This window comes from Paraburkholderia sp. GAS448 (genome assembly GCF_050435685.1).
GTDB lineage: Bacteria > Pseudomonadota > Gammaproteobacteria > Burkholderiales > Burkholderiaceae > Paraburkholderia.
In genome coordinates, this window is record NZ_JBNDKT010000022.1 from 140851 (window position 1) to 151270 (window position 10420).

13 protein-coding genes are annotated in these 10420 nt (G+C 61.7%); 4 read left to right on the forward strand and 9 right to left on the reverse strand.

Annotation, left to right across the window (positions count from 1 at the left end):
* Positions 1-14 precede the first annotated feature (14 nt).
* Positions 15-335, forward strand: coding sequence for a putative signal transducing protein (locus P3T23_RS31595; RefSeq protein ID WP_429320021.1), 321 nt, complete (start codon positions 15-17; stop codon positions 333-335).
* 88 nt (positions 336-423) lie between these two features.
* Here the strand turns inward: P3T23_RS31595 and P3T23_RS31600 are convergent, their stop codons facing one another.
* The 6 genes from P3T23_RS31600 to rpsP form a co-directional block, all read right to left on the reverse strand.
* Entirely contained in the window at positions 424-1362 is a 939-nt protein-coding gene (locus tag P3T23_RS31600) for a CobD/CbiB family protein (RefSeq protein WP_429320003.1), read from the reverse strand.
* A gap of 118 nt (positions 1363-1480) precedes the next feature.
* Positions 1481-2161, reverse strand: a complete 681-nt coding sequence (locus P3T23_RS31605) for a CoA pyrophosphatase (protein WP_429320004.1) — start codon at positions 2159-2161, stop codon at positions 1481-1483.
* Positions 2162-2257: 96 nt separating this feature from the next.
* The gene (gene rplS / locus P3T23_RS31610) at positions 2258-2644 is read right to left on the reverse strand and encodes a 50S ribosomal protein L19 (protein WP_133662221.1); all 387 of its coding nucleotides are present in this window, start codon (positions 2642-2644) and stop codon (positions 2258-2260) included.
* 146 nt (positions 2645-2790) lie between these two features.
* Positions 2791-3558 carry a tRNA (guanosine(37)-N1)-methyltransferase TrmD gene (trmD, locus tag P3T23_RS31615; protein ID WP_429320005.1) on the reverse strand — a complete coding sequence of 256 codons (768 nt, stop codon included), beginning with the start codon at positions 3556-3558 and terminating at the stop codon, positions 2791-2793.
* A 26-nt stretch (positions 3559-3584) separates the two neighbouring features.
* Positions 3585-4280, reverse strand: a complete 696-nt coding sequence (gene rimM / locus P3T23_RS31620) for a ribosome maturation factor RimM (RefSeq protein WP_429320006.1) — start codon at positions 4278-4280, stop codon at positions 3585-3587.
* A 93-nt stretch (positions 4281-4373) separates the two neighbouring features.
* Positions 4374-4628 carry a 30S ribosomal protein S16 gene (gene rpsP / locus P3T23_RS31625; RefSeq protein WP_006050280.1) on the reverse strand — a complete coding sequence of 85 codons (255 nt, stop codon included), beginning with the start codon at positions 4626-4628 and terminating at the stop codon, positions 4374-4376.
* A 173-nt stretch (positions 4629-4801) separates the two neighbouring features.
* Between rpsP and P3T23_RS31630 the strand changes: the two genes are divergently transcribed.
* Positions 4802-5971, forward strand: coding sequence for a PQQ-dependent sugar dehydrogenase (locus P3T23_RS31630; RefSeq protein ID WP_429320022.1), 1170 nt, complete (start codon positions 4802-4804; stop codon positions 5969-5971).
* Between the two features lie 173 nt (positions 5972-6144).
* Complete coding sequence (locus P3T23_RS31635) at positions 6145-6612, forward strand: NINE protein (protein ID WP_429320007.1); 468 nt, start codon at positions 6145-6147, stop codon at positions 6610-6612.
* A 24-nt stretch (positions 6613-6636) separates the two neighbouring features.
* Here P3T23_RS31635 and P3T23_RS31640 read toward each other — a convergent pair whose 3' ends face one another.
* Together P3T23_RS31640 and P3T23_RS31645 are read right to left on the reverse strand one after the other, a co-directional pair.
* Positions 6637-7773: a PA0069 family radical SAM protein gene (locus tag P3T23_RS31640; RefSeq protein WP_429320008.1), complete on the reverse strand. Its 1137-nt coding sequence runs from the start codon at positions 7771-7773 to the stop codon at positions 6637-6639.
* Positions 7774-7850: 77 nt separating this feature from the next.
* The gene (locus P3T23_RS31645) at positions 7851-8339 is read right to left on the reverse strand and encodes an Lrp/AsnC ligand binding domain-containing protein (protein ID WP_429320009.1); all 489 of its coding nucleotides are present in this window, start codon (positions 8337-8339) and stop codon (positions 7851-7853) included.
* A gap of 144 nt (positions 8340-8483) precedes the next feature.
* On the opposite strand from P3T23_RS31645, the gene P3T23_RS31650 reads away from it, so the two are divergent.
* Positions 8484-9770, forward strand: a complete 1287-nt coding sequence (locus tag P3T23_RS31650) for a D-amino acid dehydrogenase (protein WP_429320010.1) — start codon at positions 8484-8486, stop codon at positions 9768-9770.
* Between the two features lie 140 nt (positions 9771-9910).
* On the opposite strand, the gene P3T23_RS31655 is transcribed toward P3T23_RS31650, so the two are convergent.
* The coding region (locus P3T23_RS31655; RefSeq protein WP_429320011.1) for an acyl-CoA dehydrogenase at positions 9911-10420 on the reverse strand (510 nt) is incomplete at its 5' end.

Sequence of the window (10420 nt, forward strand, 5' to 3'; positions counted from 1 at the left end):
CTTCCCCGCCCATGATGAAACTGATGCGTGCGCCGAATGTGCTGATCGGACAGCATTGGATCAATGTGCTGTCGGCAGCAGGCATTTCATGTGAATTGCATAACCGATATCTGAACGGCGCGCTCGGCGAGATCCCGGCGGAGCAATGCGCGCCAGAGCTATGGCTCGTCGACGAGCGGGACGAGATGCTGGCGAGAAAGTTGATCGAAGCGGCTTCCAACGGACCGGCGGCCGGCACGCCGCCGTGGCGGTGTCATCAATGCGGCGAGATCCTCGAGGCGCAGTTCACCGTGTGCTGGCAGTGCGGCACCGCTCGGGATCCGCTGGACGGCTAACGCTCCCTCACGGAGCGAGGCGCACCAAAAAGAAAGCCGGCATTGCCGGCTTTTTGCAGTACCACGGATCAACGCTCCGTCGAGTCAGTCAGGCGAGCCAGACGGCAATCGTCAGCATCAACAGCAGAATCATCCACAGGATCACGGCGCGCCACACGAGGCCAACGGCCGATTGCAGCGTGCGCGGCGTGCAGTCATCACCCACTGGCATTGGACCACCGTCGCCGGTGGACAATGCGTCGAGGCTCGATGGCTCGGCGAGCGGCCCGCTCAGACGCGCACCCAGGGCACCACTGCCTGCGGCCAGCAAAACGCCGTCGTTTGCATCTGGCCACTGACGCGCGTGGTTACGCCACGCATAAATCGCATCTTCGAAGTTGCCGACAATCGCAAAGCCCAGCGACGTCAGCCGCGCCGGCACCCAGTCGATCACGAAGAAGGCACGCTGCGCGAACGTGGAAAACGCCGGCGTGCGATCGTCAGCGGGTTTGGACCACGTGCGCGCCAGATACTCGGCGATGCGATACAGCACCGCACCCGCCGGCCCCACCGGTATCAGGAACCAGAAGAACACCCCAAACACGTGACGATGCGAAGCCACGACAGCATGAATCAAGGTGTGGCGCACGATCTCGCTGACCGGCATGTCGACGGTATCGAGGCCCGTCCACTCCTTGAGAATCTCACGCGCGCGCGGCACGTCGTCGTTGTTGAGCGCGAGGTGGATATCGGTGAAGTAGTGACTGAACTGCCGGAAACCGAGGGTGAAATACACCACGACCACGTTCCACAGGAACGCCAGCACGAAGTTGATCTCGTACAGTACGTAGTAGACGAGACCGACGAAAAGCGTCCAGGGCAACACAACGGCCAGCCAGGCGAGAACGCCGTGCTTCTGCTTGCCCGCATCGAAGCCCTGCGCGGCCGATTCCGCATGGTATTGAAGCAACGCCGACACCGGGTTGTTCGGCGACAGCGCGCGCAGCTGTTCGATAATGAGAGCCAGCAATACAGAGAAAAAAGTCATGCGATGCGCCGTGCTTTTCGAGTTTATTTCGGTTTTGTTTTATAACGATAGCACAGGGTCGGATGAGCCTGAACGTGCGACGGCCGCAAACCGCCGGCGTGTTGGCCGGCCCCGGAACTCAGGCGACGAGAAAGCGATAGAAATTGCGCAACATACCCGCCGTTGCCCCCCAGATGAAGTGATGACCCTCTGATTCAGCGCGCGGGTACGGCATCGCGAAAAAACGACGCTCGCCGCCTTCCCAGCGAAACACACGCACCTCGTGACAGGCAGGATCCATCAGAAAGCTGAGCGGCACTTCGAAGATTTCCGCGACCTCGAGCGTGTCCGCTTCGACGGTAAACGGCGGGTGGACGAGACCGACCACGGGCGTGACCCGAAAACCGGTGCCAGTCAGATAGTCCGGCAAGGATCCGAGTATCTCGACGCGCGCCGGATCCAGGGCGACTTCCTCTTGCGCCTCGCGCAACGCGGTGGCGGTCGCGTCGGCGTCGTACGGCTCCTGACGCCCGCCCGGGAAACTAACCTGGCCGGCGTGGTCGTTCAGGTGGTCAGCTCGCTGTGTAAGCAGCACCGTGAGACCCTCTTCGCGCACGACAAGCGGCATCAACACCGCCGCGAGCCGCGGATCGCCCTCCCGCAGACGGGATTCGACGATCGGCTCCGGCGCCCACTGCAAACGCTGCTCGAACCGCACGCGCAACCCGTCTGGCGTCAGACGTTCGGGGGCAACTGGCGGCAGATCGGCGCCCGTCGCTTCGACAGGCAGGGCTTCGGGTTCAAAAACAGGGCGGATCAACGGGATTCCCGGAACTGGCGAGTGGCATTGGACATACCGCTATTCTGACTGACCAAAGAAAAAAGCACCCGCGAGGGGTGCTTTTTCTTACAGCTTTTACGCCTGGGAAGCAGCGCGGTCTTTCGAGACCAGCTTTTCCTTGATCCGGGCCGACTTGCCCGAACGATCGCGCAGGTAGTACAGCTTCGCGCGACGCACATCGCCACGACGCTTCACGACGATGCTTGCCAAAAGCGGCGAGTACGTCTGGAACGTACGCTCAACGCCTTCGCCCGACGAAATCTTGCGGACGATGAACGACGAGTTGAGGCCGCGGTTGCGCTTGGCAATCACGACGCCTTCGTAGGCCTGAACACGCTTGCGCGTACCTTCGACGACGTTCACGCTCACGATCACCGTGTCGCCAGGGGCGAATTCGGGGATGGTCTTGCCTGCGAGCGCGCGCTCGATTTCTTCCTGCTCGAGTTTTGCAATCAGATTCATCACTGACTCCTAAGTCCATCTTGTCGGCGTTCGTACCTGCCTTGCGTTTCACGCGCGGCGACGGCCCCGATAGAGGATGGGTTCACATCTGGCGCCGCACACGCATGTACGACGCCGCCTGGTGCTCGCCCGGAATGACGCAGGCTTTACGCCTTCGACACTTCCTTCGCGAGACTTGCAAGCCACGCCTCATCGGCGCGGCTCAACATCTTGTACTTTCTGGCGCGCTCGATCAGATCGGGGCGCTTCACCAGTGTATTGCGCAATGCTTCACGGCGACGCCACTGCTCGATCTCCGCATGATGGCCGCCAAGCAGCACATCGGGGACGCGCACGCCGTCGTATTCTTCCGGCCGGGTGTAGTGCGGACAATCAAGCAACACGTCGACGAAACTGTCCTGCACCGCCGATTGCGAGTCGTTCAGCACACCCGGCAACTGGCGCACAACTGCATCCATTAGCGCCATCGCAGGCAATTCACCGCCTGACAACACAAAATCGCCAAGACTGACCTCTTCATCGACGCAACGATCGATCAGACGCTGATCGATTGCTTCGTACCGGCCGCACAACACGATCAGGCCAGGCTCCTCCGCAAATCGCATTACCCGATCATGATTGAGCGTCGCGCCTTGCGGAGACATCATCACAACACGCGAACCGGTCACGCCCTGCTCTGCCTGCGCCGCTTTCGCCGCGCCAATCGCATCTTCCAGCGGCTTCGCCAGCATCACCATACCGGGGCCACCGCCATACGGGCGATCGTCGATGGTACGGTAGTTGTCCGTCGTGAAATCGCGGGGATTCCACGTGCGCAAACCGTAGCGCTGCTGCTTCGCCGCCCGGCTTGTGATGCCCCAATCGGTCAGCGCACGAAACATCTCAGGAAAGAGCGTAACGACATCGAACTGCATCGCTCTCTCCGTTCAGCGAATTGTGTTTAATAATCGGCTTCCCAGTCGACGATGATCTGCTTCGCCGCCTGATCCACCGTTTTGACATAGACACCGACGAACGGGATCAAACGTTCACCGGTTACCGGCTTGCCATCCTTGCCTGTCGACGGATACTCGACGCGCAGCACCGAATGCGCACCGTTGTCGATCATGTCAGCAACCGTGCCGAGTGCGACGCCCGCTTCGTTGACGACACCCAGGCCGAGCAGGTCGACCCAGTAAAATTCATCGGCGTCGAGCGTCGGGAAATCACTGCGGCGGATGTACACGCTGTAACCGCGTATCGATAGCGCCACATCACGATCGGCAACGCCACCCATGTGGGCAACGATGCTGTCACTGTGGACCTTCGAGTGCAGTACTGGAGCAGAACGCCGCTCGCGGCCCTTCATGAGCCACCAGCGCTTCGCGCTCAGCAAGGCGTCGCCGCCCCGCCCGGCGTCCGCATGCGCGGCCACCTTTACCCAGCCTTTGAGACCGTACGCATCGACAATCGCACCGACTTCGACGGCGTCGTCCGGCCAGCTTTCCGTCGACTCGGCACGCATTTCTGCAGCACTCGACTCGACCTCTTTTGCTGCGATCCGTTCGACCGGCTTACGGACGAACGCACCAAACGACGCCTGACTACGGTTTGCAGTCTTGGCGCGGCCTGAGCCGCCGGAATCACTCGCGGACATCAGCGGACCTCGCAGCCAACTTCCGAAAAACCTGCGCACCCGGCACGCCGCAGCATTCGCCCGACCCGCCCGCGATGTGCACGCAAGCTACCATCAGGCAGCCGGCTGCGCCTTTTGCGCTTCCTTCACGAGACGCTCGACCGTCGGCGACAGTTGCGCGCCAACGCCTTGCCAGTAAGTCAGGCGGTCTTGAGCGATACGCAGCGACTCACCCTTCGTAGCGACCGGGTTGTAGAAGCCAACGCGTTCGATGAAGCGACCGTCACGACGGTTACGCGAATCGGTTGCGACGATGTTGTAGAACGGGCGCTTCTTGGAGCCGCCACGAGCCAAGCGGATGATGACCATACTAGAATCCTTGAAAACCGGGGTTCGGGACCACTGAAACAGGCAATTATAGCCCGAAAGCAACGCCATAACAAACACTTACCGGGATAAACTGGAAAGCGCAGTTGCGCAGGCCCATCATTCCTTCATCCACAGCGCCCCGCAATCGCCCGCCCAACCGCCGATCAATGTGCATCAGGAGCCTCGTGAAACCTGCTTTTGCAAGCATCCCAGCCGCCCGCCGGGCGCATGGGATCTCATCCCGCTGGATCCGTCTGCTGTTCTCGTTTTTTCTGTTTATTGCGACCGCAGCCCCCGCGCTGGCAGCACTTCCCATTGACCGCCTCAAATTGCCGCCGGGCTTCCGGATCGAAGTCGTGTCCGACGAAGTGCCGGCTGCCCGGGAAATGGCGCTCTCGCCGAAAGGCATCCTGTATATCGGCAGCATGGGCGGCCATGTTTATGCGCTCGAACTGCGTGATGGGCGGGCCGTCGCCCATCATGTGATCGCGTCGGGGCTGGAAATGCCGGTTGGCGTGGCATGGCATGACGGCGCGCTGTACGTATCGGCAGTCTCGAAGATCTTGCGCTTCGATGCCATCGACGACCATCTGGCCCAGCCTCCGACACCCACGGTAGTCACCGATGCCCTGCCTGCCGACCGCCATCACGGCTGGAAATTCATCGCATTCGGGCCCGATGGCAAGCTGTACGTGCCACAAGGCGCACCCTGCAATATCTGCCTGCCCGATCGCGACCGCTACGCAATGATTGGTCGCATGGACGCCGACGGCAGCCATTACGAAACGATCGCCCGGGGCGTTCGCAATACGGTCGGATTTGCGTGGCATCCGACGACCCGCGAATTGTGGTTCACCGACAACGGCCGCGACCTGCTCGGCGACGACACTCCCGACGACAAGCTCAATCGTGCACCGCGCGTCGGCATGGACTTCGGCTACCCGTTCTGCCACGGCGCCGAAGTATCCGACCCCGAATACGGGAAAGATCACCCTTGCAGCACATTCACACCGCCGGTTGCCAGGCTCGGCGCACACGTCGCGTCGCTGGGCATGCGCTTTTATACAGGCTCGATGTTCCCCGCCAGCTACCGCGACAATATTTTTATCGCCGAGCACGGTTCGTGGAACCGGAGCAGGAAGGTGGGCTATCGGGTCGTCAGCGTCATGGTGAATGCTGACGGCAGCAATCCGCGACAGGAAGTTTTCGTCCAGGGCTGGCTGATGCCCGACGATAGCGTGTGGGGCCGGCCCGCTGACGTTCTGCCGATGCCCGACGGCTCCCTGCTGATCAGCGACGACTACGCCGGTGCGATCTACCGCGTGACGTATGCCGCGCCCTGAACACCCGTACGATCGGAGCGAGCAGTCGAGAGAAGCGCCAATGTGACCCCGGGACACGTGACCACCGCTGCGCGACCGGCGTAGAATGCGCGTCGGCCCGAGCGCACCCGCGCCGCGCCCCGTGTCCCACGCGCCGCAAGCGTCAATCCGCTGCCTGTCACCTGCTTCCGCTCATGTCCACCGCTGCTTCGACTTTCCCGCGCTTCCGATCCAAGACACTTACCGCCGCACTCGCGTTCTTCTTCGGCAGCCTCGGCGCACATCGCTTCTATTTGTACGGTCTGCGCGACATCTACGGCTGGGCGCATCTGCTCGGCACGATCGTCGGCATCCCTGGCTTCCTTCTGCTCGCTGCAACCGAACGCGCATCGGCGCTCGGATGGGTGCTCGTCGTTCCGGGTGCGATATCGCTGCTGGCAGCCTTTCTTGCCGCGATCGTCTACGGACTGCGTCCCGATGAAAAGTGGGATGCACAGTTCAATGCCCACACACAGAAGCACAGCCGTTCCGGCTGGACCGTCATCTTCGTCGTGATTTTCTCGCTGCTGATTGGCGCTTTCTTGCTGATGACCGGACTTGCGCTGTCGTTTCAAACCTACTTCGAATCTCAGGTTCAGGCAGCCAGGGAATTGTCGCAATAACGACCCTTCGACGCCCGGACGGAATCAGTCCTGGAACAGGTCCAGTTGTGGGTCGCCCGGCGCTGGCCGTGGCGCCAATTCTGGATGACGGAATTGCGACATATCCAGAATTCCGTGCCGTCGCCCGTTCAATCCGAGCCGCCGGACAGCCTTGTGAAAACGCTGTTTGAGCAGATCCGCCCACAGACCTTCGCCCTTCATGCGCGTCGCAAACGAAGAGTCATAGTCTTTGCCGCCCCGCATATCGCGCACGCGGCTCATCACGCGATCAGCTCGATCCGGGAAATGAGCGGCAAGCCAGTCTTTGAATAGCGGCGCCACTTCCCATGGCAGGCGCAAGACGATATAGCTCGCGCTCGACGCGCCCGCCTCGGCGCACGCTTCGAGCACCCGCTCCATGTCGGGTTCGGTGACGAACGGAATCACCGGCGCGATGCTCACGCCGACCGGCACGCCAGCTTCACTCAACGTCCTGATGGTACGCAGCCGCCGCGCGGGCGTTGCCGCACGCGGTTCCAGCGTGCGGGCGATGTCGGCATCGAGCGTTGTAATCGTAATGGCTGCCATGACCTGACCGCGAGCGGCCATCGGCGCCAGAAGATCAAGATCGCGCTCTATCAACGACGACTTCGTGATGGCTGCAAACGGATGCCCGCGCTCGTGCAATACCTCGATTAGCCGCCGCGTGAGACGCAGGTCGCGCTCGACGGGCTGCCACGCATCCGTATTGACGCCAAGCGCAATCGGCTCTGGCACATAGGATTTCTTCGACAGTTCGCGCACGAGCAATTCCGGCGCGTTGACCTTCGCGTAGATCCGGCTCTCGAAGTCGAGCCCGGGCGACAGACCGAGATAGCTGTGCGTTGGCCGCGCAAAGCAATAGATGCAACCGTGCTCGCAGCCCCGGTACGGATTCAACGACACGCCAAAAGGAATATCCGGCGACGCGTTATGGGTCAGGATGCTTTTCGCGCGCTCCTCGAAGACCTGCGTGCGCAAAGCGGGCACACCGCCATCTTCATCGGCGGGCGACAGGATCCAGCCATCGTCGAATGCTTCGCGCTGGTCGACTTCATAGCGGCCCTGAAGATTCGTGACGGCACCGCGCCCTTTGAGGGGCGCGGGCGGGGCGATGGGGAATTCGTCGGCGGAATCGGTCACTGAAAGATAAACCAAACGGCTCAGATACTGTATAAATATACAGCATCTGAGCCGTTTGTCGAGACTGTCCGAACAGCCTATTCGCCGACCGCAATCGTCAACGTTTCCTTGATTTCTTCCATCACCACATAGCTTTTCGACTGCACCGCGCCCGGCAATTGCAGGAGGATGTCGCCGAGCAGTTTCCGGTAGTCGGCCATCTCGCCAATACGCGCCTTGATCAGATAGTCGAAGTCGCCGGACACCAGATGGCACTCCAGCACTTCCGGAATCTTCTGAACCTCGCGGCGAAACTGGTCGAACATATTGCCGCTCTTGTGGTCGAGCGTGATCTCCACGAACACCAGCAACGCCGCGCCAAGCTCAGCAGGATTGACCCGCGCGTAATAGCCCATGATGACGCCGTCGCGCTCCATGCGCTTGACCCGCTCAATACAGGGCGTAACCGACAATCCGACCTGCTCGGCCAGGTCCTTCATCGCCATCCTGCCGTCCTGCTGAAGCAGTTTCAGGATCTTGTGATCGAGCCTGTCGAGAGCACGGATCGGTTGACGTTGGGTTCGCATGACTTTTACTGAAAATCGAAAAAATACAATAACAAAACCTACCTGAAGCTCAATAGTATAGCGGTTAACACTGGGTTGGCCGCGTAATCCATCGTTAATCGAACATTCCGACGCCGTCAGCCTTTCGACCTTTCTGGAGCAGCTATGCGAGTCGTCGTTTTGGGCAGTGGCGTCGTCGGGGTAACGAGCGCCTATTATCTTGCGCGCGCGGGTCACGAAGTGACCGTGATCGACCGTGAGGCCGGTCCGGCGCTCGAAACCAGCTTTGCCAACGCGGGGCAGATTTCTCCCGGCTATGCCGCACCGTGGGCGGCGCCTGGCGTACCGCTGAAGGCCGTCAAATGGATGTTCCAGAAGCACGCGCCGCTCGCGATCCGTCTCGACGGCACGCAGTTCCAGTTGAAGTGGATGTGGCAGATGCTGCAAAACTGCACGACCGAGCGCTATGCAGTGAACAAGGGCCGCATGGTCCGTCTCGCCGAATATAGCCGCGACTGCCTGCAGGCGCTGCGCGCCGATACCGGTATCCAGTACGAAGGCCGTACGGGCGGCACGCTGCAACTGTTCCGCACGCAACAGCAACTCGACGGCGCCGCGAAGGATATCGCCGTGCTCCAAGATGCCAACGTGCCTTATGAACTGCTGACGCCCGCTGAACTCGCGCGCGTCGAACCGGCGCTCGCTGCGACGTCGCACAAGCTGACGGGCGGGCTGCGCCTGCCGGGCGACGAAACGGGCGACTGCCAGCTCTTCACGACCCGCCTCGCGGCAATGGCCGAAGCGCTTGGCGTGAAGTTCCGCTACAACACCCCGATCGACGCACTGGCCATGGCCCATGACCGCATCGTGGGCGTGCAGTGCGGCAGCGAAATGGTGCGTGCCGATGCGTATGTGGTCGCGCTCGGTTCGTATTCCACGCGCTTCCTGTCCGGCATCGTGAAGATTCCGGTCTACCCGCTCAAGGGTTATTCGATCACCGCGCCAATCGTCGACGCAGCTTCGGCTCCCGTGTCGACGGTGCTCGACGAAACGTACAAGATCGCCATCACGCGCTTTGACGACCGGATTCGCGTCGGCGGCATGGCGGAGATCGTAGGCTTCGACAAGACGCTGCGCCGGGCGCGTCGCGAGACGCTCGAAATGTGCGTCAACGACCTGTTCCCTGGCGGTGGCGACACAGCGAAGGCAACTTTCTGGACGGGCCTGCGCCCGATGACGCCGGACGGCACGCCGATCGTCGGCCGCACGCCGGTGTCGAACCTGTTCCTGAACACGGGTCACGGCACGCTTGGCTGGACGATGTCATGCGGTTCGGGCCAACTGCTCGCCGATCTGATATCTGGCAAACAGCCCGCGATCCAGTCAGGCGATCTGTCGGTGCATCGCTATCTTGGCGAGACCGGAGAAGCGCATCGCCCGGCATACGCCTGACGGTCATCGCGTTGTCTGCGTCGGTCGGGGAAATTTCGCGGCCTGACCGATCAATACAAACGGCGCCTTACGAGGCGCCGATTGTATTACTGGCCGTCTTCTGACGCGGATGCCGGGCCGACGCGAACCGCCATGCACCATCAGAACTGGTCTTCACCCAGCGCCAGCACCCCCTCGCCGCCCTTCGCTGTCACGATCGACGCCTCGAGCGCCGTCGCCTGCGGCAACACGTGTTCGGCAAAGAACTGAGCAGTCACGATCTTCGCGCCGTAGAACGACGGATCTTCCGACTGCTTGTCCGCCGCCACCAGCAGCGCACGCGCCATCTGCCAGCCGCCCAGCACGATCCCCGCGAGCTTCAGGTACGGCACGCTACCGGCAAACACCGCGTTCGGATCGGTCTTCGTGTTCGCGACGACGAAATCAACCGCCGCCGCCAGCGAGCGATGTCCCTGCTCGAGGTAACGCTTCATCGAACGGAACGCCGCGCCCTCGTGCCGCCCGAGCGCCTCGGTCGTCTGCGCAACCTCGGCCAGCAGCGCCTTCGCCACCGCGCCGCCGTCGCGCACCGTCTTGCGGCCGATCAGGTCGTTCGCCTGAATCGCCGTCGTGCCTTCGTAGATCGGCAGGATGCGCGCATCGCGGTAGTA

What these genes read in the sequence shown, in the direction of transcription:
- rimM (WP_429320006.1), bottom strand. Translation starts at nt 4,280, where the DNA reads ATGTCCGCGAGTGATTCCGGCGGCTCAGGCCGCGCCAAGACTGCAAAC.
- P3T23_RS31645 (WP_429320009.1), bottom strand. Translation starts at nt 8,339, where the DNA reads ATGCGAACCCAACGTCAACCGATCCGTGCTCTCGACAGGCTCGATCAC.
- rpsP (WP_006050280.1), bottom strand. Translation starts at nt 4,628, where the DNA reads ATGGTCATCATCCGCTTGGCTCGTGGCGGCTCCAAGAAGCGCCCGTTC.
- P3T23_RS31595 (WP_429320021.1), top strand. Translation starts at nt 15, where the DNA reads ATGAAACTGATGCGTGCGCCGAATGTGCTGATCGGACAGCATTGGATC.
- rplS (WP_133662221.1), bottom strand. Translation starts at nt 2,644, where the DNA reads ATGAATCTGATTGCAAAACTCGAGCAGGAAGAAATCGAGCGCGCGCTC.
- P3T23_RS31650 (WP_429320010.1), top strand. Translation starts at nt 8,484, where the DNA reads ATGCGAGTCGTCGTTTTGGGCAGTGGCGTCGTCGGGGTAACGAGCGCC.
- trmD (WP_429320005.1), bottom strand. Translation starts at nt 3,558, where the DNA reads ATGCAGTTCGATGTCGTTACGCTCTTTCCTGAGATGTTTCGTGCGCTG.
- P3T23_RS31600 (WP_429320003.1), bottom strand. Translation starts at nt 1,362, where the DNA reads ATGACTTTTTTCTCTGTATTGCTGGCTCTCATTATCGAACAGCTGCGC.
- P3T23_RS31635 (WP_429320007.1), top strand. Translation starts at nt 6,145, where the DNA reads ATGTCCACCGCTGCTTCGACTTTCCCGCGCTTCCGATCCAAGACACTT.